The sequence below is a fragment of the Streptomyces sp. NPDC016309 genome (genome assembly GCF_043077235.1).
Classification (GTDB): domain Bacteria; phylum Actinomycetota; class Actinomycetes; order Streptomycetales; family Streptomycetaceae; genus Streptomyces.
The window spans coordinates 529,062-550,740 of the sequence record NZ_JBIBSG010000005.1 but is presented as its reverse complement, the minus strand read 5'-3'; the positions used below and the strand labels follow the sequence as shown (position 1 = coordinate 550,740).

The following is a 21,679-nucleotide window of genomic DNA, read 5'->3' as shown; positions in this document are numbered from 1 at the left end:
GCCTCGTCCCGGTCCCGCCCCCGTCGCCCCGGGAGCGGGAGGCTCAGACCTCCTTGGTCCCGGCGTACATCTCGTCGATCAGGTGCTTGTACTCGCGCTCCACCACCGGGCGCTTGAGCTTCAGGCTGGGCGTCAGCTCGCCGTGCTCGATGTCGAGGTCACGGGGCAGGAGGCGGAAGCGCTTGATGGTCTGCCAGCGCTGGAGCCCCTCGTTGAGCCGGTCCACGTAGCCCTGGACGAGCCGCTCCACCTCGGCGGTGGCGACGACCTCCGCGTAGGGCTTGCCGCCCAGTCCGTGCTCCTCCGCCCAGCCGAGGATCGCGGGCTCGTCGAGGGCGATGAGCGCCGTGCAGTAGTTCCGGTCGGCGCCGTGGACCAGGATGTTGGAGACGTACGGGCAGACCGCCTTGAACTGTCCCTCGACCTCGGCGGGCGCGATGTACTTGCCGCCGGACGTCTTGATCAGGTCCTTCTTGCGGTCGGTGATCCGGAGGTAGCCGTCGACGGACAGTTCGCCGATGTCGCCGGTGTGGAACCAGCCGTCCGACTCCAGGACCTCGGCCGTCTTCTCCGGCAGCCCGTGGTAGCCCTCCATGATGCCGGGGCCGCGCAGCAGGATCTCGCCATCGTCCGCGATCCGCACCTCGGTGCCGGGCAGCGGCTTGCCGACGGTGCCGGTGCGGTAGGCCTCGCCCGGGTTGACGAAGGACGCGGCGCTGGACTCGGTGAGTCCGTAGCCCTCCAGGATGTGGATACCGGCGCCGGAGAAGAAGAAGCCGATCTCGGGCGAGAGGGCGGCGGAGCCGGATACGGCGGCGCGCAGCCGGCCGCCGAAGGCCTCGCGGAGCTTGGAGTAGACGAGGGCGTCGGCGACCTTGTGCTTGGCGCCGAGCCCGAAGGGGACGGTCGCCCGGCCGGTGCGGCGGAAGTTGTCCTGGCTGGTCCGGGCGTACTCGCGGGCGACCTCGGCGGCCCACTTGAAGATCTTGTACTTGGCGCCGCCGCCGGCCCGCGCCTTGGCCGCCACGCCGTTGTAGACCTTCTCGAAGATGCGGGGCACGGCGGCCATGTACGTCGGCTGGACGACCGGCAGGTTCTCGATGATCTTGTCGACGCGCCCGTCGACCGCGGTGACGTGCCCGACCTCGATCTGGCCGGAGGTCAGCACCTTGCCGAACACGTGTGCCAGGGGCAGCCAGAGGTACTGGACGTCCTCCCCCGTGACCAGGCCGGTCGCGGCGATGGCCTTGGCCATGTACGACCAGTTGTCGTGCGGCAGCCGTACGCCCTTGGGGCGGCCGGTGGTGCCGGAGGTGTAGATGAGGGTGGCGAGCTGGTCGGCGGTGATGGCGGAGACCCGGTCCCTGACGGCCTCGGGGTTCTTCTCCAGGTGGGCGCGGCCGCGCTCCTCGAGCTCGGCGAGGGAGACCACCCAGCCCTCCGGGTCGCCGGCGTCCGCCTCGGCGGCGGCCGGGTCGATGACCACGACGTGGGCGAGGTTCGGCAGGTCGGCACGGCGCTCGCGCGCCTTGGCGAGCTGGGCGGCGTCCTCGGCGATCAGGACGCGGCTCCCGGAGTCGGCGAGGATGTACGCGGACTCCTCGGCGTTGGTCTGGGGGTAGATCGTGGTGGTCGCGGCTCCGGCGCACATCACGCCGAGGTCGGCGAGGATCCACTCGACGCGGGTGGCGGAGGCGAGGGCGACGCACTCCTCGGGCCGTACGCCGAGGTCGACGAGACCGGCGGCGATGGCGTAGACGCGCTCCGCGGCCTGTCCCCAGCTCAGGGACCTCCAGTCGTCGGGGCCCTGACCCGAGGCCGCGGGGACCGGGTAGCGGTAGGCCTCGGCGTCCGGGGTCTTCGCCACACGCTCCAGGAAGAGGTTCGCCACGGAGGGCGGTCGGGTCTCGATCAGGGTCTGTGTGTCGCTCACGACGTCCTCCGGGCGGCTTGCGGCAGGGCTGCACGACGGGATGATTGTTTAACTGGCGAGTAACCCTTGGGCGGGATCAGGTTAGAGCGCCGTCGTCCGCCATGTAAGGGCCTATGGCCCGGTGGTTCATACCCGCTTCATAACGACTCGGGCGCCGCCGCGCACGTCGCGGGCACGCAAAAGCGCCCGTCCGGTAACGAACGGGCGCCGTGCGGGCGGTGTGCGGGCCGCTGTGCGGGCCCGGTTACTTCTTGGCCTTGCCGCCGGCCGAGTCGTCGCTGGACAGCACCGCGATGAAGGCCTCTTGCGGAACCTCCACGGAACCGACCATCTTCATCCGCTTCTTGCCCTCCTTCTGCTTCTCCAGCAGCTTCCGCTTCCGGGAGATGTCACCGCCGTAGCACTTGGCGAGGACGTCCTTGCGGATGGCGCGGATCGTCTCGCGGGCGATGACCCGGGAGCCGATGGCGGCCTGGATGGGCACCTCGAAGGCCTGCCGCGGGATGAGCTCGCGCAGCTTGGCCACGAGCCGCACGCCGTACGCGTACGCCGCGTCCTTGTGCGTGATGGCGGAGAAGGCGTCGACCTTGTCGCCGTGCAGCAGGATGTCGACCTTGACCAGGCTGGAGGCCTGCTCGCCGGTGGGCTCGTAGTCGAGGGAGGCGTAGCCGCGGGTCTTGGACTTGAGCTGGTCGAAGAAGTCGAAGACGATCTCGGCGAGCGGCAGGGTGTAGCGGATCTCGACCCGGTCCTCGGAGAGGTAGTCCATGCCGAGGAGCGTGCCGCGGCGGGTCTGGCACAGCTCCATGATCGAGCCGATGAAGTCGCTGGGGGCGAGGATCGTGGCGCGGACGACCGGCTCGTACACCTCGCTGATCTTGCCCTCGGGGAATTCGCTCGGGTTGGTGACGGTGTGCTCGGTGCCGTCCTCCATGAGCACGCGGTAGACCACGTTGGGGGCGGTGGCGATCAGGTCGAGCCCGAACTCCCGCTCCAGCCGCTCGCGGATGACGTCGAGGTGGAGCAGGCCGAGGAAGCCGACGCGGAAGCCGAAGCCGAGCGCGGCGGAGGTCTCCGGCTCGTAGACGAGCGCGGCGTCGTTGAGCTGGAGCTTGTCGAGGGCGTCGCGCAGCTCGGGGTAGTCCGAGCCGTCCAGCGGGTAGAGGCCGGAGAACACCATCGGCTTGGGGTCCTTGTAGCCACCCAGGGCCTCCGTGGCGCCCTTGTGCAGGGTGGTGATGGTGTCACCGACCTTGGACTGGCGAACGTCCTTCACACCCGTGATCAGGTAGCCGACCTCGCCCACGCCGAGCCCGTCGGCCGGCAGCATCTCGGGCGAGTTCGTCCCGATCTCCAGCAGCTCGTGGGTCGCGCCGGTGGACATCATGCGGATGCGCTCGCGCTTGTTGAGCTGCCCGTCGATGACACGGACGTAGGTGACGACACCGCGGTACGAGTCGTACACCGAGTCGAAGATCATCGCGCGGGCTGGGGCGTCGGCGACGCCGACCGGGGCCGGAACGTCCTTGACCACCCGGTCGAGCAGCGCCTCGACGCCGATGCCGGTCTTGGCCGACACGCGCAGCACGTCGTCGGGGTCGCAGCCGACCAGGTTCGCCAGCTCCTCGGCGAACTTCTCCGGCTGGGCGGCCGGCAGGTCGATCTTGTTCAGGACCGGGACGATGGTGAGGTCGTTCTCCATCGCCAGGTAGAGGTTGGCGAGGGTCTGCGCCTCGATGCCCTGGGCGGCGTCGACGAGCAGGATGGTGCCCTCGCACGCGGCCAGGGACCGTGACACCTCGTAGGTGAAGTCGACGTGACCGGGGGTGTCGATCATGTTGAGGATGTGAGTGCTGCCCTGGCCGGGCCCCTGGGTGGGGGCCCACGGCAGACGCACCGCCTGGGACTTGATCGTGATGCCGCGCTCGCGCTCGATGTCCATGCGGTCGAGGTACTGAGCGCGCATCTGCCGCTGCTCGACCACACCGGTCAGCTGGAGCATCCGGTCGGCAAGGGTGGACTTGCCGTGGTCGATGTGCGCGATGATGCAGAAATTGCGGATCAGCGCCGGGTCGGTACGGCTCGGCTCGGGCACGTGGATAGGGGTCGCGGGCACGCAGGGTCCTGATTCTCGAGACGCCGGGCGTCTCTGCTCGGGTCGACGGCGGATCGATACGTAGGTTCCATGGTCCCACGGACGGGGACCGGCGCTCGGTTTGGGCCGCTCGGAGGACGGCTGGTAGCCTGGGCAGCTGTGTCTCGTGGCCCTCTCAGCGACGTGGCACACATCAGAGAAATCCTTACGAACCTGAAAAGGCTCTTTCGTGGCGAACATCAAGTCCCAGATCAAGCGGAACAAGACCAACGAGAAGGCGCGCCTGCGCAACAAGGCCGTCAAGTCGTCGCTCAAGACCGCGATCCGCAAGGCCCGTGAGGCTGCCGCCGCGGGTGACGTCGAGAAGGCCACCGTTGCCGCTCGCGCCGCCTCCCGTGCGCTCGACAAGGCCGTCTCGAAGGGTGTCATCCACAAGAACGCCGCCGCCAACAAGAAGTCGGCGCTGGCCACCAAGGTTGCCTCCCTCCAGGGCTGAGCTCTTGATTTGATCGCCGGGACGGACCCAGCGGGCCCTCTCATCCGCTCCTGACCGGCACCCCGAGCCCGTACGCGGCCTGCGTTCGCCACGCGGGTACGAGCTCACCGAAGCATCACCCGAAGGCCCCGTCGCCCGTCCTTCCCCAGGACCGGCACCGGGGCCTTCGGCATACCCTCGCCCGCCGGACCCGCCGGACCCATCGGGCCGCCGGACCCGCCGGACCGCCGGATTCCCAGGCGCCGCCGGCCTCGCCGGGGCCTGGGGATCCGGGGGCGCAGGAGCCCCGAGGGGCCTGGGCTCCGGTATCCGCGAGCGGGTGACGCACTCCGGGGGCAACCCCCCGGGGCGATGCCCGGGGGCAGCGCCCCGGGCATCGCGGGTCAGCGGCGGGAGCGGGCGGCGCGGGCGATGGTGACGACGGCCTTCTCCAGCGCGTACTCCGGGTCGTCGCCCCCGCCCTTGACCCCGGCGTCCGCCTCGGCGACGGCCCGCAGCGCGACCGCCACCCCGTCCGGGGTCCAGCCGCGCATCTGCTGGCGCACCCGGTCGATCTTCCACGGCGGCATGCCCAGCTCACGGGCGAGGTCCGCGGGGCGTCCGCCCCGCGCGGAGGACAGCTTGCCGATCGCCCGCACCCCCTGGGCGAGCGCGCTGGTGATCAGCACGGGCGCGACACCGGTCGAAAGCGACCAGCGCAGCGCCTCCAGCGCCTCCGCCGCCCGGCCCTCCACCGCCCGGTCGGCGACGTTGAAGCTGGAGGCCTCCGCACGGCCCGTGTAGTACCGCCCGACGATCGCCTCGTCGATGGTGCCCTCGACGTCCGCGGTGAGCTGCGACACCGCGGACGCGAGCTCCCGCAGATCGCTGCCGACCGCGTCGACGAGCGCCTGGCACGCCTCCGGGGTCGCCGAACGCCCCAGCGCCCGGAACTCCCCGCGCACGAACGTCAGGCGCTCCGCCGGCTTGGTCGTCCTCGGACAGGCGACCTCCCTCGCGCCCGCCTTGCGCGCCGCGTCGAGCAGGCCCTTGCCCCTGGCGCCGCCCGCGTGCAGCAGGACGAGGCTGATGTCCTCCACGGGCGAGCCGAGGTACGCCTTGATGTCCTTGATCGTGTCGGCGGAGAGGTCCTGCGCGTTCCGCACGACGAGCACCTTGCGCTCGGCGAAGAGCGAGGGGCTGGTCAGCTCGGCGAGGGCGCCGGGCTGGAGCTGGTCGGACGTCAGGTCGCGCACGTCCGTGTCGGCGTCGGCCGCGCGGGCGGCCGCCACCACCTGCTGCACCGCGCGGTCGAGGAGCAGGTCCTCCTGCCCCACGGCGAGGGTGACGGGCGCGAGGACGTCGTCGGTCTGGTTCTTTCTGGTGGCCATCGCGAACCAGCATCGCACGGCCCACCGACAGCGCGGCCCCGCCCGGCGCCCCCTCCCGCCCCTCGCCTACGGTTCTTCCCGCCAGCCGTCCCACCGCGCCGCGAACGCGTCGAGGTCGGCGGCCGCGAGCCGCCCGTCCGGGTCCTCGACCACCACCAGCCACTGGGCGTCCTCGGCGTCGTCCTCACCGGCCAGGGCGTCCCGCACGAGCTGGGGCTCCTCCGTGATCGCGAACTGTTCCCCGAGCTCCTCGGCGGCCTCCTCGGCCGCGTCCCGGTCCGGCAGCACCAGCACATGTCTCACATCGCTCACGGGGACATTGTTCCCGTCGGCCGCTACGGCTCCGGCCCCGGCCCCGCCGCGGTGACGGCGCGCAACTCCCGCCCCCCGCCCGTCACGGCGATCGCGCCGTGTCGGTCGGTGCTCAGCACCACCGCTCCCCCGGCCCGCAGCGCACCGACCGTGCGCGGTGAGGGATGGCCGTACGGGTTGTCGCGGCCGGCCGACACCAGGGCCAGCCGGGGCCTGACCCTGTCCATCAGGCGTGGGTCCTGGTGGGCCGAGCCGTGGTGGGCGACCTTGAGGACGTCGACCGGCGGCAGGTCGGGGTGGGCGCGCAGCAGGGCCCGCTGGGCCGGTGGTTCCAGGTCGCCGAGGAGCAGCAGCGTCGGGCCGCCGCCGACGCGGACGAGGAGCGTGACGCTGGCGTCGTTGGGCCCCTCGGGGTCCAGTCCGGACGCGGTGGCGCCGGGCCACAGCACCCGCCAGTCGAGCGACCCGATCCGCCGCCGCTCACCGGCTCCCGCCCGGACGACCGGCACCCGCGCCCCGGCGGCGGTCCGCCGTACGAACGCCGCCTGGTCGGCCGGGTCGAGGAGGCCCGTGGTCTGGATCGCCCCCACCGACCGGCCGCGCAGGACGCCCGCGAGGCCGGCGACGTGGTCGGCGTGGAAGTGCGTGAGGATCACGAGCGGCACCCGGCGCACGCCCAGGTCGCCGAGGCACCGGTCCACGGGCTCCGGGTCGGGACCGGCGTCCACCACCACGGCGGTGCCGTCGCCGGCCGCGAGGACCGTCGCGTCGCCCTGGCCGACGTCGCACATCGCGAACACCCAGTCCGGTGGCGGCCACCCGGTGACCAGTCTGGTGAGCGGCGGGGGCCTGACCACGGCGAGCAGCAGGAGCACGCCGCACGCCCCGGCCAGCCACGCCCGGTGCCGCGCCTTCCGCACCCACAGCACCAGCAGTCCCGTCACGGCGGCGAGCAGCAGTCCCCCGCCCCAGCCGCCCGGCCATGCCGCCTCCGCCCCGGGCAGCGCGGCTCCCGTCCGGGCCACGGACGCGATCCACCCGGCCGGCCATCCCGCGCACCCGGCGAGCAGGGCGGCCACCGGCGGCGCGACCGGTGCCGTGGCGAGCGCGGCGAACCCGAGCACGGTCGCCGCGGCCACGGCCGGCTCGGCGAGCAGGTTGCACGGCACCGCCACCAGACCGACCCGGGCGGCGAAGACCGCCACCACCGGGGCGCACACGGCCTGCGCCGCGGCCGCCGCGGCCAGTACCTCCGCGAGCCGCGGCGGCACCCGGCGCGCACGCAGGGACGCGCTCCAGCGCGGGGCGAGGGTGAGGAGCGCTCCGGTCGCCAATACGGACAGCAGGAAGCCGTGGCTGCGCGCCAGCCAGGGGTCGTACAGCACCAGCAGCAGGACGGCGGCGGCGAGCGCCGGAAGCAACGACCTGCGGCGTCCGGTGCCGATGGCCAGCAGCGTGATCAGCCCGCAGGCGGCGGCGCGCAGCACGCTCGGGTCGGGCCGGCAGACCAGGACGAAGGCCAGGGTCAGCGCCCCGCCGAGCAGCGCGGTCACCCGCAGCGGGATGCCCAACCGGGGCGCGAGTCCCCCGCGTTCGGCCTTGAGCGCGATTCCGGGCGGGCCGATGAGCAGGAACAGCACCAGGGTGAGGTTGCTCCCGGAGACGGCCAGAAGGTGCGTCAGGTCGGTCGCCCGGAAGGCGTCGTGCAGATCGGGCGGGATGCGGGAGGTGTCCCCGACGACCAGCCCCGGCAGCAGGGCCCGGGCGTCCGGCGGCAGTCCGTCGGTCGCGTCCCGCAGCCCCGCCCGCAGGTCACCGGCCGTGCGCTGGAGCGCGGTCGGCGGCCCGGTGACGCGCGGCGGGCCCGGATCCACCCGCAGCACCCCGGCGAACGGTTCACCCGCGCGCCGCGGTGGCGCCAGCCGCCCCGTGAGACGCAGCCGGGTGGACGGCAGCAGCCGCTGCCAGCCGCTCCTGGCGGGCGACACGATCACCAGCACCGGCGTGCGGACCCGGGTGACCGCTCCGTCGGACGCCGCCACCCGGGTCAGGTCGGCGTCCAGCACGATGACGGCGGGCGCCACCCGCGGCCCGTGGACCCGCGTCCGGGTGAGCCGCGGATCGGACGTGACCGTCGCCTCGGTGGTGACGCGCGCGTGCCGCTCCACCAGCGCGGGGACGGGTCCGCGCCGCAGGTCGGCGCCGTGCAGTCCCGCGGATGCCGCACCGGCCGCGGCGCAGAGCAATACCGCCGCCGACGCGGTGGCACGGGCCCGCCGCCGGGGCGCCGTCCCGGGCGTGCCGCGCCGACCGCCCCGCCGGCCGCCCCACCGACCGCCCGGCCGGAGCAGCAGCACGGCTCCGCCCAGGGCGCAGAGCGCCACCCCCGCCACCGTCCACCGGCCGGGCGCGCCCAGCGCGAGCGCAGCCGCTCCCCACGCGGCCAGCGCGGGACCGACCAGGCGGACGTCGGTGGGGCCCTCCTGCCAGGGGTCGGCGGTGCCCAGCCGGGTACCGGACGCGGTGTGAACCTCGGGGCGGTTCACGGGCGTACGAGGGGCTGGAGGTCCGCGAACCGGCGCTCACCGATGCCGTTGACCTCACGGAGCTCGTCCACCGACCGGAAACCCCCGTGCCGGGTGCGGTACTCGACGATGTGCTGGGCCAGCACGGGGCCGACGCCCGGCAGGGCGTCGAGCTGCTCGGCGGTGGCGGTGGTGAGGCTGACCGGCCCCGCGCCGCCGCCCGGACCGGACGCCCCGGCGTCCCCCGTCACCCCGGACCCGGGTCCCGCTGCCGCCGGTGGCGGTGTGACACCCACGACGATGTGCTCGCCGTCCATGACCACGCGGGCCCGGTTCAGCCCCGTGAGGTCGGTGCCGGGCCCGGCTCCACCGGCCGCCCGCAGGGCGTCGGCGACCCGGGATCCGGCGGGCAGCCGCAGCACCCCCGGCCGCCGCACCTTGCCGCTCACGTCGACCACGACCGGCGGCGCCCCGGCCCCGGCACGGCGGGGCGCGCCCCCGGCCGGCCCGGCCGCCGCCGGTGCCGCCTCGACCACCTCGGGCGCCCGGACCGTCTCCGGCCGGCCCGCCCAGAAGTGCCGGCCGGCGAGCGCGGTGGCGACGACCAGCACCACGGTGAGCGCGACGACCGTCCGGGGCTCCATCCCGCACCGCGTACGCAGCCACAGCGGCACCCTGTCCCGCAGACCGAGCCGCCACCGCTCGCGCGGACCGGGAACGTCCTCCGGGGCCTCGCCCCCGGACCCGCCGGCCCCGCCCTCCGCCGGGCCGGCCGACCGCTCCGACCACCTCCCGACGGCCGCGTCCACGAGGCCGGGCGCGGGACCGGCATCAGTGACGACGGCGGCCCTGTCCACCGCAGCGGCCGCCCCCGCCTGCACCGGAGCCTGCACCTCGGCGGGCACCGCGGCCGGCACCTCGGCGGGCACCGGAGCCGGCAGATCAGCGGGCACCGCGATCGGCGCCGCAACCGGCACCACAGCCGGACCGGACAGCGGGGCCCGCCCCGGCGGCGGGTGGGTCGCCGAGGCGCCCGCCCCGGCGAAGAGGGCGTCGGCGCGGCGGCGTGCCGTCACCGCGGCGCGCACGGCCGCCGGTCTCCCGCCGGGCCGGTGCCGTCCGAGGCGCCGGGAGCGCGCCCGGCCGTCGGTGCCGGGTGCCCGGCCGGGGCCGCTCGCCGCACGTGCAAAGAGCACCGAAGATGTCACGGAGGGTGTTCGTGTCGTCATGCCCCAGCACGCTAGACACATCCGCCCGGCCCCGCCGAGCGGCCGTCAATTCCGTGGACAGCCCGGCAGTTGTGGAGAACCTGATCACCCGTGCGGGGGACGCACGGGGCGGGTGGTCACCGTGCCGAGACGACGACGCCCAGCAGCCCCGGCCCGGTGTGCGCGCCGATCACCGCGCCGACCTCGCTCACGTGCAGGTCGGCCAGGCCCGGGACGCGGGCGCGCAGCCGGTCCGCGAGGGCGGCGGCCCGGTCGGGGGCGGAGAGGTGGTGCACGGCGATGTCCACGGGGCCGGCTCCGGCCCGGTCGGCGGCGATCTCCTCCAGCCGGGCGATGGCCTTCGACGCCGTGCGCACCTTCTCCCGCAGCTCGATCCGGCCGCCCTCCAGCTCCAGCAGCGGCTTCACGGCGAGTGCCGATCCGAGCAGGGCCTGGGCCGCGCCGATGCGGCCGCCCCGGCGCAAGTACTCGAGGGTGTCGACGTAGAAGTACGCGGACGTGCCGGCGGCCCGCTTCTCGGTGGCGGCGACCACCTCGTCCAGGGTGCCTCCGGCCTCCGCCGTCTCGGCGGCGGCCAGCGCGCAGAAGCCCAGCGCCATGGCGACCATCCCGGTGTCGACCACCCGCACCGGCACCGGCGCTTCCCTGGCGGCCAGCAGCGCCGCGTCGTAGGTCCCGGAGAACTCCGCCGACAGGTGCAGCGAGACGATCCCCGTGACGCCCCGCCCGGCCGCCGCGCGGTAGGCGGCGGCGAACGTCTCGGAGCTCGGCCGCGAGGTGGTCACGGAGCGGCGCTTCTGGAGTGCGAGGGCCAGCGAGCGGGCCGAGATCTCGGTGCCCTCCTCCAGGGCCTGGTCCCCGAGGACGACGGTCAGCGGCACCGCGGTGATACCGTGCCGCTCCATCGTCCGCGGCGGCAGGTAGGCCGTTGAATCAGTGACGATCGCGACATGGCGGGACATGACCGGGAGGGTACCCCGGAGGGGGCTCCGTACGGCAGCCCGCCCCCGCCGGTGATCCGTTCCGGTCAGTTGGTGGTCTCGGGACGGGCGGACTTCTGCCAGGAGTAGAAGGGCTGTTGCCGGGGGTCCGGCGCCGTGATCGCCCGGGGCGCCTCGGCGTCGGCCGGACCCGTGGCGGCGTCCGCCGAACCCGTGGACGCGTCGGCCGGGCCCGTGGCGGCGTCACCGGTACCCGCGCCGGCCGGGTCCGAGGGCCGCGTCCGGTGCCGCGCGTCGACGCCCGCCGGGGCGTCCGCCCAGGAGAGGTCGTCCTGGCCGGCGCCGGCCCAGTGGCGCAGCGCTCCCGCCTCGACGTCGATCTGGGCGCTCAGCGACGCCAGGTCGTCGTCCGCGAACTTGCGTGCCCGGTCACGGGCCGCCCACCGCAGCGACTCCGCCGAGTGGGTGATCCGCTCCGTGCGCTCACGCAGCTCGCCGAGCTGCGCCGCGACCCCGGCCCGGTCCGGGTCCTTCTCCAGCCGCTTGAGGTCCTCGTCCAGTTCGTGCCCGTGGGCGCTGAGCCGCCGGAAGAGGTCCAGGGACTCCTTGAGCGAGGCGTCCTCGGCCGCCCCGGCCTCCAGGGCGTCCTGGGTGGCTCGCATCGACGTCCGCAGGGACAGCCGCAGTTGGGCCAGCTCGGCGGTCACACCGCCCGGTCCGTAGCTCTTGGCCCGCAGGGTGGTGTCCTCGACGGTGCGCCGCGCCTGGATGATCGTACGGTCCACTCCGCGCTTGGCGGCCTTGACGGCCTTGACCGTCACGTACACCCCCAGGGCGACGAAGGCGACGAAGAGCAGCGCCAGGATCGCGATCGCTTCTGCCATGGGGTCCCCTCGATGTCACTCGGTGCGGCTCGGACGCGGCCGTCCGTCGCCCTTCCACGGTAAACGGAACGGGCGGGCCGGGGGTTCCTCACGAACCCCCAACCTGCCCGTAGGGGAAAACACCCAGATGTCACGCGGGGACGATGTTCACCAGCTTCGGTGCCCGCACGATCACCTTGCGCACGTCCGCCCCGCCCAGCGCGGTGACGACGGCCGGCTCGGCCAGGGCAAGCGCCTCCAGGTCCGCGTCCGTGATGGACGGGGGGACCTCCAGGCGCGCCTTGACCTTGCCCTTGATCTGGACGACGCAGGTCACGGTCTCGTCGACGAGGTACGCCGGGTCCGCGACGGGGAAGTCCTGGTGGACGACCGAGTCGGTGTGGCCCAGCTTGCGCCACAGCTCCTCGGCGATGTGCGGGGCCAGCGGCGCGACCAGCAGGACCAGCGGCTCGGCGACCGACCGCGACACCGGGGCGCCGGACTTCGTCAGGTGGTTGTTCAGCTCGGTGACCTTGGCGATCGCCGTGTTGAAGCGCATGGCGGCCATGTCCTGGCCCACGCCGTCGATCGCCTTGTGCAGGGCGCGCAGCGTGTCCTCGTCGGGCGCGGCGTCGACGACGGTCGCCTCGCCGGTCGACTCGTCGACGATGTTGCGCCACAGCCGCTGGAGCAGCCGGTACTGGCCCACCACCGCGCGCGTGTCCCAGGGGCGGGAGACGTCCAGCGGGCCCATGGCCATCTCGTACAGGCGCAGGGTGTCCGCCCCGTACTCGGCGCAGATCTCGTCCGGGGTGACGGCGTTCTTCAGGGACTTGCCCATCTTGCCCAGGACGCGGCTGACCTTCTCGCCCTGGTGGAAGAAGGCGCCGTCGCGCTCCTCCACCTCGGCGGCCGGAACGGCGATGCCGCGCGCGTCCCGGTAGACGAAGGCCTGGATCATGCCCTGGTTGTAGAGCTTGTGGAAGGGCTCCGCCGAGGAGACGTGGCCCAGGTCGTACAGGACCTTGGACCAGAAGCGGGCGTACAGCAGGTGCAGTACGGCGTGCTCGGCGCCGCCCACGTACAGGTCGACACCGCCGTGCGGCTGTCCTTCGCGGGGGCCCATCCAGTACTGCTCGATCGCCGGGTCGACCAGGGCGGTGTCGTTGTGCGGGTCCAGGTAGCGCAGCTCGTACCAGCAGGAACCGGCCCAGTTGGGCATGGTGTTGGTCTCGCGGCGGTACTTCCTGGGCCCGTCGCCCAGGTCCAGGGTGACGTTGACCCAGTCCTCGTTGCGCGACAGCGGCGTCTCGGGCTGGGTGTCGGCGTCGTCCGGGTCGAAGGTGCGCGGCGAGTAGTCCTCGACCTCGGGCAGCTCCAGCGGCAGCATCGACTCGGGCAGCGCGTGGGCGGTGCCGTCCTCGTCGTAGACGATCGGGAAGGGCTCGCCCCAGTAGCGCTGGCGGCTGAACAGCCAGTCGCGCAGCCGGAAGTTGACGGTGCCCTCGCCGATGCCCCGGGCGGCCAGCCAGTCGGTGATCCTCGCCTTGGCCTCGACGACACCCAGGCCGTCCAGCGAGACCTCGTCGTTCGCCGAGTTGACGATCTTCGCGTCGTACGAGTCGAAGGCCTCGTCCCACGTCGAGGGGTCGGTGCCGCGGCCGTCCGAGGGCTCCACGACGCAGCGCATGGGCAGCTCGAAGGCGCGCGCGAAGGCGAAGTCGCGGGAGTCGTGCGCCGGCACGGCCATGATCGCGCCGGTGCCGTAGCCCATCAGGACGTAGTCGGCGATGAACACGGGGACGCGGTCGCCGCTGACCGGGTTGACGGCGTACGCGCCGGTGAAGACGCCGGTCTTGTCCTTGGCCTCGGCCTGGCGCTCGACGTCGGACTTGGACGCGGCCTGCTTGCGGTACGCGTCGACGGCCTCGGCCGGGGTGGCGTGACCGCCGGTCCAGACGTCGTGCGTGCCTTCGGGCCAGGCGGCCGGGACGATCTTCTCGACCAGCTCGTGCTCGGGCGCCAGGACCATGTAGGTGGCGCCGAACAGGGTGTCCTGGCGGGTGGTGAAGACGGTGATGGCGTCGTCGCCGACGGCGAAGTCGACGCGGGCGCCCTCGGAGCGGCCGATCCAGTTGCGCTGCTGGAGCTTGATGGCCTCGGGCCAGTCCAGCGCGTCCAGGTCGTCCAGCAGGCGGTCCGCGTAGGCGGTGATGCGCATGTTCCACTGGCGCAGCTTCGCCTTGAAGACGGGGAAGTTGCCGCGCTCGGAGCGGCCGTCGGCGGTGACTTCCTCGTTGGCCAGCACGGTGCCCAGGCCGGGGCACCAGTTGACGGGCGCGTCGGAGGCGTAGGCCAGGCGGTACTCGCCCAGGACGTCGGCGCGCTCGGCGGCGGTCAGCTCGCTCCACGCGCGCGTGGTGCCGGGTACGGGGAGCTCACCGCTCTCGAACCGGGCGACCAGGTCGGCGATGGGACGGGCCTTCTTCGCCTCGGTGTCGTACCAGGAGTTGAAGATCTGGACGAAGATCCACTGGGTCCACTTGTAGTAGTCCGGGTCGATCGTGGCGAACGACCGGCGCTTGTCGTGGCCCAGGCCCAGCCGGCGGAGCTGGGCCTTCATGTTCTCGATGTTCGCCTCGGTCGACACACGCGGGTGTGTGCCGGTCTGGACGGCGTACTGCTCGGCTGGCAGGCCGAAGGCGTCGAAGCCCAGGGTGTGCAGCACGTTGTGCCCGGTCATGCGCTGGTGCCGGGCGAAGACGTCGGTGGCGATGTACCCCAGGGGGTGGCCGACGTGGAGCCCCGCACCCGAGGGATAGGGGAACATGTCCATGATGAACTTCTTGGGCCGGGCGACGACGGCCGGGTCACCGGCGAGGTCTCCGCTCGGGTTGGGCGCCTCGTAGGTGCCCTCGGCGTCCCAGACGTCCTGCCAGCGTGCCTCGATGTCGGCGGCCATGGCCGCCGTGTACCGGTGCGGGGCTGCTGCCTCGGCGGCAGCCGGATTCATCTCGCTCATGGTCCTTGAAGCTCCATCGATCGTCTCTGCCGGTTGCCGCTCGGTGACGCGGCGAAATGAAAAATCCCCTCGCACAGGAGGGGACGCCGCGCCGATTCCGGGCTGGATGTTTCATCCGCCGGTACTGATCAGCGCGGCTCGCTAAGCAGGAGGCGTACGGCACGCATGGCGTCAGGGTACCGCAGGGCCCGGTGGAGCCGCATCGAGGTCCACGGGGCGGTCGTGCCGCGCGGAGGTGGTCCGGGGCCCCGGGGTTACTCCGCGTATCGACCCTATCCAGGGCAACCCCAAAGTCAGTTGTCGGTCGTTCCGAACTTCAAACGCCCAAAGCTCGTACCCGTTGGTATGCCTCGACTTAGCATGCGGCCACGGGACCTCTTTTCCGCACCACTGGAGTCGCCCCCCATGAACCCTCATCGCAAGATCCGCTCCTCGCCCGCCCTTCAGGCCGGAATGAGCAAGCCGGTACAGGGCGGGCTTTCCGCGGCTGCACTGGTCCTCATACCAGCGCTCGCGATAGGCGGGAGCGACAGCTTCCGGGCCGCCCTGGACTTCGCGACGGGCGTCCTCTCCCTCGTCTCGCTGACCGCTTCGGTCGCCTGGGGCCTGTTCGCCCAGGACCGGCTGCTGCTCTCCACCCGCAACCGGCTCCTCGCCCAGGCCATCCACCGCACCACCGCGGTCGCCTCCCTCGGCTTCCTCCTGCTGCACGCCACCGTCAAGGTGTCCCTGGGGCACGTGGAGCTCATCGGGGCACTCATCCCCTTCGGCCTGGGAGTGACCGGCACGTCCGGCCTGATCGGCTTCGGCTCGCTCGCCGGTCTGCTGATGGTGATCGCCGCGTCCACCGGGGCCGCCCGCAGCGCCCTGGCGGGCCGTGGCAGCATCGCCGCCCGCTGGCGGCCGCTGCACATGCTGGCCTACCCGGCGTGGTGCAGCGCGCTCGTCCACGGGCTCTACGCGGGTCGCCCGGCGGCCACCTGGGTGACCACCATGTACTGCCTGGCGCTCGCGGGCGCCGCCGCGGCCGTCTCGCTGCGGCTGCTGCCCCGCCCCGTCCAGCAGCGGCTCACCGAGCGCGTGCTGTCCCTCGTGGGGCCGGGCTCGGACCGGCCGGGCCGCCCCCGGGGCAGGCGGCGGGACCCGTCGGTGGCCCCGCTGCCCGGTACGTCCGCCATCGCCGCGCCCGCCGGGTTCGAGACCTCCCCGTTCGAGCAGGAGCTCCGCCGGGAGCCGGCCGGCCGCCCCGAGGCGCCGTCCCCCGACCTCCCGCTGGGCGGCCGCCCGCGTGAACGGCCCCGCACCCTGACCCCGCCCGCCGCTCCGCCGTACGAGCCCGCCTTCCCCTCGTCCTCCACCACCACCTCCACCACGGGGGCGGGCATCTCCGCCGGGTACCGGGCCGTGTCCCTGGGCAACGCGTCCGGCGCCCCCACCGAGGAGATCCCGTACGCCGAGCGCGTCCCCATGACGGAGGAGCTGCCGGTGGTGACCGATGAACCGGCGACCCGTCCCGGCTACTGGCCGACCCCCTCCCCGCCGCCGCCCGCACAGTCCCCCGGGCCGGCCTCCTACACCCAGGAGACCGCCCAGCAGCACTCCTACGGCCACGGCACCACCCCGCCGCCGTACGGCGCCGCCGACGCCCCCGAGCCCGCACAGGGCCCCTTCCAGCAGCCGCCGGCCGGCGAGCCCTGGACCGCACCAGCAGGAGACCGCCCGTGAACGCCCCGCTCCCCGACGTCCCCGAAGTCCGTGTCGTCGGCCTCCCGCAGCTCACCCAGGGGTTCGACCTGGTCGAGCGGCTGGACCTCCAGATGCACCTGAAGGTGCACGGCCCGCTCGAACCCATGGGCGGTGAGCGCCTGGCCCAGCTCGCCGAGGAGATATCCCTGACCGGCCGCGGCGGCGCCGGGTTCCCCTTCGGCAAGAAGCTGCGCGCGGTCGCCAAGGCGACGATCCGGCGCGGGGTGCGCCCCGTCGTCGTGGTCAACGGCAGCGAGGGCGAACCCGCCTGCCGCAAGGACACGGTGCTGCTCAACCGCGCCCCGCACCTGATCCTGGACGGCGCCCTGCTGGCCGCGGAGGCGCTCGGCGCCCGCACCCTGGTCGTCGCGGTGACCCGTAACTCCACCGAGGTCTCCATCCGCGCCGCCCTGGCCGAGCGGGGCCTGTCCGACCGGCGCGGGCAGCGCCTGCGGGCCCGTGTCGTGCGCACCCCCGAGCGCATGGTGTCCGGTGAGGCCTCCTCGGTGATCCGCGCGGTCAACGGCGGCCCCGCGATCCCGCCGGGGCGCCGTGAGCGGGCGGCCGAGTCGGGCGTGGGGAACGCGCCGACGCTGCTGTCCAACGCGGAGACCTTCGCCCAGCTCGCCGTCGCCGCCCGGGTCGGGGCCGGCCGCTACAGCCAGCACGGCCTGGACAGCGAGCCCGGCACGGTGATGCTGACCATCTCCGGCCAGGTCGCCCGGCCCATGGTGGTGGAGGTCCCGACGGGCGTCCCCATGCGGTACGTCCTCCAGCTCGCCGGCGCCCCGCAGGTCCCGCAGGGTGTCCTGACGGGCGGGTACCACGGCAACTGGATCGACTCCATGGCCGTCGACAACTGCGTCATCTCCAAGCAGTCCATGGCGGCCGTGGGGGGCGCCCTGGGAGCCGGTGCGATCCTGCCGATCGGTCCGGACACCTGCCCGCTGGGCGAGGCGCAGCGGGTGGCGAACTGGCTGGCGGCCGAGACGGCCGGCCAGTGCGGCCCCTGCCGCCTGGGCCTGCCCGCGGCGGCCGGCGGCCTGTCGGACGTGCTGAACGGCGGCGGACCGGCCGCCCTGGAGGCGTTGCGTGAGGTCACCCAGGCCGTGAAGGGCCGCGGCGTGTGCAAGCACCCCGACGGGTCGGCCCGGTTCTTCGCGTCGACGCTGTCCGCCTTCACCGACGACCTGGCCGCGCATGTGCTGCACGGCGGCTGCGGGCGTCCGACGATCGGGGTGCTGCCGCTGCCCGAGCCGGGCTACCAGGAGGCCGTGGAGTCCATCCCGAGCGGCGAGAAGCTGGCCGTGGACTGGACGCTGTGCAAGGGCCACGGGCTGTGCGCGGACATCCTCCCGGAGCTGATCCGGATGGGCCGTGACGGCTACCCGGTGCTGGCGGACGCGTCGGTGCCGGTCCATCTGCGGGACCGCGCGCAACTGGCGGTACGGCGCTGCCCCGAGCTGGCGCTCCGGCTGGAGCAGGGCCCGCAGGATCGGCCCTCGCGTCCCGCGTTGCCGAGCGCCGACCGCAAGGCCCTCGGCAGCGGGCGGGGTTGACGGGCCCCTGGTCATGGTTCCCGGCGGCTCCGGCCGCCGGGAAGCGTGACCAGGGACACGGCCCCAAAACCGCCACCAGGGACAGGGCCGGGAACCGCCCCCAAGAACACGAAGAAGGCGGGCCGTCCGATCGGACGGCCCGCCTTCTTCGTTCTGTGGAGCTAAGGAGAATTGAACTCCTGACCTCCTGCATGCCATGCAGGCGCTCTACCAACTGAGCTATAGCCCCTTGCCTGTGCCGCCTTCCAGAAGCTTCCTCCTGGTCGGGTCTCCCTTGCGGGCTTCCCTCGCGGCGACACAGAGAACATTACACGGTCCCCCCGGTGGTTCACCAAATCGTTTACGGGCCTCACGGCTCCGGCGGGTAGCGTCGCCCCTCGTGACCGTGACCCTGACCCTCCGGGCGCGCCTGCGGGAACTGCCCGTGGCCGCCGCCGCAACGGCCTGTGTGCTGTCCTTCGTGGCCTTCTGGATGGCGCAGCGCGCCGCCAACGTCACCATGCTGGACCTCTCCGTCTACCGCGCGGAGGGCGAGACGGTACTGGCCGGGGGCGATCTGTATGCGATGCGCGCCACATCGGCGAACCTCCCGACGACCTACCCGCCGTTCGCGGCGCTGCTGTTCACCCCGCTGACGCTGCTCGGGGTCCCCGAGATGCGGACCCTGGCCACCGCCGGGAACCTGCTCCTGCTGCTGGCGCTGGTGCACCTGTCGCTGCGCCTGGTCGGCCGGGACCGGCCGGGCACGGCGCTGTGGGTGGCCGCGGTCCTGGTGTGGTGCGAGCCGGTGTGGACGACGCTGCGGTACGGGCAGATCAACCTGCTGATCGCGGTCGCGGTGCTGTGGGACCTGACCCGGCGGGCGGACAACCGGTGGGCCGGGGTGGGGATCGGGCTGGCCACGGCGGTGAAGCTGACCCCGGGGCTGTTCGTCGTGCTGCTCCTGGCCGTGGGGGTGGCACGCGCGCGTGCGGGGGGCCCGGAGGAGAGGTGGAACCCGTGGCTGCGGCAGGCGGCCACGGCCACCGGGGTGTTCGCCGCGGTGACGGTGGCGTCCGCGCTCGTCCTGCCGTACGACTCACGCCGCTTCTGGACCGAGATGATCTTCGAGACCAGTCGGGTCGGGCGCAAGGAGGAGACGGCGAACCAGTCGCTGAACGGTGTGCTGGCCCGGCTGTTGCACACCACCGATCCGGGGGTGTGGTGGCTGATCGCGGCGGTCGTGGTCGGTGTGGCGGGAATCACGGTCGCGGTGCTGGCGGCGCTGCGGGACGACCGGCCGGTGGCCGTGGTGGTGTGCGCGATCACGGCCCTGCTGGTGAGCCCCATCTCCTGGTCGCACCACTGGGTGTGGTGTGTGCCGACGCTGGTCCTGCTGGCGACCCGCGCGCGGCCGGGCTGGACGGCCGGCGTGGGCCTGGTCTTCGCGTCGTTCGCCCTGTGGTGGGTGCCGCACGCGCCCGCCCCGGTGCGCCTGGAACTGCACCAGAACGGCTGGCAGATGCTGCTGTCCGGGCTCTACACGCTGGTCGGGCTGGGTGTGCTGGCCGCGTTCGGGGCGCGGCCGCGGCGGACGGGTCACGCGGTGGCGAACGAGTAGAACCGCTTGAGGGTGCAGTGCTCGTCGAGCAGGCGCCCGTAGATGGGCTCCCCCTCGAGCTCCCGGTAGGTCTCGATGGGGTCGCCTTTTATGATCAGCGCCCGCGCGCACTCCTCGCACCAGTACTGGTACTCGGCGTTGACCGGGTCCATGTCCCGGACGATCGGCGTACCGCTGCCGCACCAGTCGCATTTCCGCCTGTGCGCACCCATGATCAGCTCCAGCTGTGGCCGCAGGACGTGCACACGTAGGACACCCCGCCATTGTCACCGAGCACTTGGGCCACGTGGGCCGAACCGCAGGAGGGGCAGCCGAGCCCGAGGCGCGGCCGCGCCGCGGTGAGCGGGTCGGAAGCCTCCTCGAAACCGCTGGCCGCCATCGCGCACTCCCTCCCGTCCGGACCGTCGTCCCCCTCCGGCCGTCCGATTCTGCCATGGCCCGGCACGGGGGTCAGCGGGGTCGGCGCACCAGCCCCGCGGACGCCCCGACGACCGACGCGGCGGCCAGCGCCAGGGCACATACCCACAGCGCGTCGGCCGATGCCTGGGCCCCGGGCGCGGTGAGGCGGCTCAGGAAGAGCGTGCCGAACGTCGCGACGCCGATCAGCTGGCCGAGCTGGGTGACGGTGGCCAGCAGGCCGCTGGCGTCGGCGGCGTCCTCCTGGCGTACGGTCGCCAGCGCGCCGGTCAGGACGGGGCTGAAGGCGAGCGACAGCCCGACGCCCAGGGCGATGAACGCCCCGTACATCGCCGGACCGCCGGCCTGCCCGTCCCGCAGCACCCAGCCGGAGGCCACCGCGGCCGCGGCGCTGAGCAGGAACCCGCCCGGCACCAGGGCCCGCCGCCACGCCGCCGGCCAGCGCCGCCAGGTCAGGCCGACCACGCCGAAGACGACCGCGGTCGGGGCGAAGGTCAGGCCGGCGCGCAGCGGGCTGTAGCCCAGGCCGCCCTGGACGTGCAGGGTCATCGCGAACAGGAAACCCGCGTTGACGCCCATCACCACGGCGATCCGCACCACCGCGGTGCCCATGCCGGGGATCCGCAGCACGCGCGGCGCGACCAGCGGGGCGCCCCCGCGCCGGGCGAGCACCGATTCGTGGCGGCAGAACACGGTGAACAGCACCGCCGAGCCGGCTAGGGAGACCCAGGTCCAGACGGGCCAGTCCTGCTCCTGGCCCAGGACCAGCGGCAGGGTGAACAGACAGACGGCTGCCGCCAGCAGTACCAGGCCCGGCAGGTCGAGGCCCCTGGCGCGCTCGGCGGCGTCCTCGCGGTCCCGGGGCAGGACGCGCGCGCCGAGCACCAGCAGGGCGAGCCCGATCGGGACGTTGACGAGGAACACGGGCCGCCAGCTCGCGCCGAACAGGTCCGCGCTGACCAGGACGCCGCCCACGACCTGACCGGCCGCCGCCCCGGTGGCGAGCACCGCGGAGTAGGCGCCGAGCGCCCGCACCCGTCCCTCGCCGGTGAAGTGGCGCTGGATGAGGCTGAGCACCTGCGGGATCATCAGCGCCGCCCCGGCCCCCTGGGCGAGCCGGAAGGCGATGAGCTGCCCGGCGCCGCCGGCGAGCCCGCACGCCAGCGAGGAGACGGTGAACAGCGCGAGACCGCCCAGGTACATCCGGCGGTGCCCGACGAGGTCCCCGAGCCGGGCGCCGGTGATCAGCAGGATCGCGTAGGCGACCGTGTAGCCGGCGATGACCAGCTGCAACGCGGCTCCGGACGCGCCGAGTTCGGTACGGATGGTGGGTGCGGCGACGTTGACGATGAAGGTGTCCAGCAGTGCCATGAACTGCCCGGCGAGCACCGCGCCGAGCAGCCACCGGGATGGATTGTCGGTGCCACCGTCTTTACTGAGTACGGGACTTGTCGTGGTCGTCGTCATGGCGTCGAGCCTGCCGCCGATCCAGTACGGGTAACGAGAGCCCGCTGGTCCTGGTACTGACAGCACCTGGCAAGGGCGGGGCGGTCCGTCGACCATGGGGGTGT

At 73.4% G+C, this 21,679-nt stretch carries 15 protein-coding genes and 1 tRNA gene; 4 read left to right on the top strand and 12 right to left on the bottom strand.

The genetic code is table 11. From position 1 onward, the window contains the following. Window positions 1–43: 43 nt before the first annotated feature. Complete coding sequence (locus ACF068_RS16065) at window positions 44–1,933, bottom strand: AMP-dependent synthetase/ligase (protein WP_392274830.1); 1,890 nt, start codon at window positions 1,931–1,933, stop codon at window positions 44–46. A gap of 244 nt (window positions 1,934–2,177) precedes the next feature. Further along, on the bottom strand, window positions 2,178–4,049 hold the full coding sequence (lepA, locus tag ACF068_RS16060; protein WP_392274829.1) for a translation elongation factor 4: 1,872 nt from the start codon (window positions 4,047–4,049) through the stop codon (window positions 2,178–2,180). A 208-nt stretch (window positions 4,050–4,257) separates the two neighbouring features. Here lepA and rpsT point away from each other — a divergent pair, with 208 nt between their 5' ends. Next, a complete protein-coding gene (gene rpsT / locus ACF068_RS16055) occupies window positions 4,258–4,524 on the top strand; it encodes a 30S ribosomal protein S20 (protein WP_064069563.1) in 267 nt (88 codons plus the stop codon). 383 nt (window positions 4,525–4,907) lie between these two features. Here the strand turns inward: rpsT and holA are convergent, their stop codons facing one another. From holA to leuS, 7 genes are all read right to left on the bottom strand, one after another. Beyond that, window positions 4,908–5,894 carry a DNA polymerase III subunit delta gene (gene holA, locus ACF068_RS16050; RefSeq protein ID WP_392274828.1) on the bottom strand — a complete coding sequence of 329 codons (987 nt, stop codon included), beginning with the start codon at window positions 5,892–5,894 and terminating at the stop codon, window positions 4,908–4,910. 66 nt (window positions 5,895–5,960) lie between these two features. Next, window positions 5,961–6,206 (bottom strand): hypothetical protein, encoded by a 246-nt coding sequence (locus ACF068_RS16045; protein ID WP_392274827.1) that lies wholly within the window; start codon window positions 6,204–6,206, stop codon window positions 5,961–5,963. A gap of 23 nt (window positions 6,207–6,229) precedes the next feature. Continuing rightward, the gene (locus tag ACF068_RS16040; RefSeq protein WP_392274826.1) at window positions 6,230–8,752 is read right to left on the bottom strand and encodes a ComEC/Rec2 family competence protein; all 2,523 of its coding nucleotides are present in this window, start codon (window positions 8,750–8,752) and stop codon (window positions 6,230–6,232) included. Then, complete coding sequence (locus ACF068_RS16035) at window positions 8,749–9,819, bottom strand: helix-hairpin-helix domain-containing protein (RefSeq protein WP_392274825.1); 1,071 nt, start codon at window positions 9,817–9,819, stop codon at window positions 8,749–8,751. The genes ACF068_RS16040 and ACF068_RS16035 overlap by 4 nt, the downstream gene beginning before the upstream one ends. 257 nt (window positions 9,820–10,076) lie before the next feature. Continuing rightward, window positions 10,077–10,922, bottom strand: coding sequence for a DegV family protein (locus tag ACF068_RS16030; protein ID WP_392274824.1), 846 nt, complete (start codon window positions 10,920–10,922; stop codon window positions 10,077–10,079). Between the two features lie 65 nt (window positions 10,923–10,987). Beyond that, window positions 10,988–11,785, bottom strand: coding sequence for a hypothetical protein (locus ACF068_RS16025; RefSeq protein ID WP_392274823.1), 798 nt, complete (start codon window positions 11,783–11,785; stop codon window positions 10,988–10,990). Between the two features lie 130 nt (window positions 11,786–11,915). Then, a complete protein-coding gene (leuS, locus tag ACF068_RS16020) occupies window positions 11,916–14,786 on the bottom strand; it encodes a leucine--tRNA ligase (protein ID WP_392274822.1) in 2,871 nt (956 codons plus the stop codon). A 405-nt stretch (window positions 14,787–15,191) separates the two neighbouring features. Here leuS and ACF068_RS16015 point away from each other — a divergent pair, with 405 nt between their 5' ends. Both ACF068_RS16015 and ACF068_RS16010 read left to right on the top strand, forming a co-directional pair. Then, complete coding sequence (locus ACF068_RS16015; protein WP_392274821.1) at window positions 15,192–16,511, top strand: hypothetical protein; 1,320 nt, start codon at window positions 15,192–15,194, stop codon at window positions 16,509–16,511. After that, a complete protein-coding gene (locus ACF068_RS16010) occupies window positions 16,508–18,091 on the top strand; it encodes an NADH-ubiquinone oxidoreductase-F iron-sulfur binding region domain-containing protein (protein WP_392274820.1) in 1,584 nt (527 codons plus the stop codon). Before ACF068_RS16015 ends, ACF068_RS16010 begins: the two co-directional genes overlap by 4 nt. A 156-nt stretch (window positions 18,092–18,247) precedes the next feature. On the opposite strand, the gene ACF068_RS16005 is transcribed toward ACF068_RS16010, so the two are convergent. After that, a tRNA-Ala gene (locus tag ACF068_RS16005) sits at window positions 18,248–18,320 on the bottom strand. A gap of 150 nt (window positions 18,321–18,470) precedes the next feature. Here ACF068_RS16005 and ACF068_RS16000 point away from each other — a divergent pair. Beyond that, complete coding sequence (locus ACF068_RS16000) at window positions 18,471–19,691, top strand: glycosyltransferase 87 family protein (RefSeq protein WP_392274819.1); 1,221 nt, start codon at window positions 18,471–18,473, stop codon at window positions 19,689–19,691. Here ACF068_RS16000 and ACF068_RS15995 read toward each other — a convergent pair. Continuing rightward, a complete protein-coding gene (locus tag ACF068_RS15995) occupies window positions 19,670–19,903 on the bottom strand; it encodes a hypothetical protein (RefSeq protein ID WP_260226316.1) in 234 nt (77 codons plus the stop codon). The two genes, ACF068_RS16000 and ACF068_RS15995, sit on opposite strands and share 22 nt — an antisense overlap. A 238-nt stretch (window positions 19,904–20,141) precedes the next feature. Continuing rightward, a complete protein-coding gene (locus ACF068_RS15990; protein ID WP_392274818.1) occupies window positions 20,142–21,575 on the bottom strand; it encodes an MFS transporter in 1,434 nt (477 codons plus the stop codon). Between the last annotated feature and the right edge of the window lie 104 nt (window positions 21,576–21,679).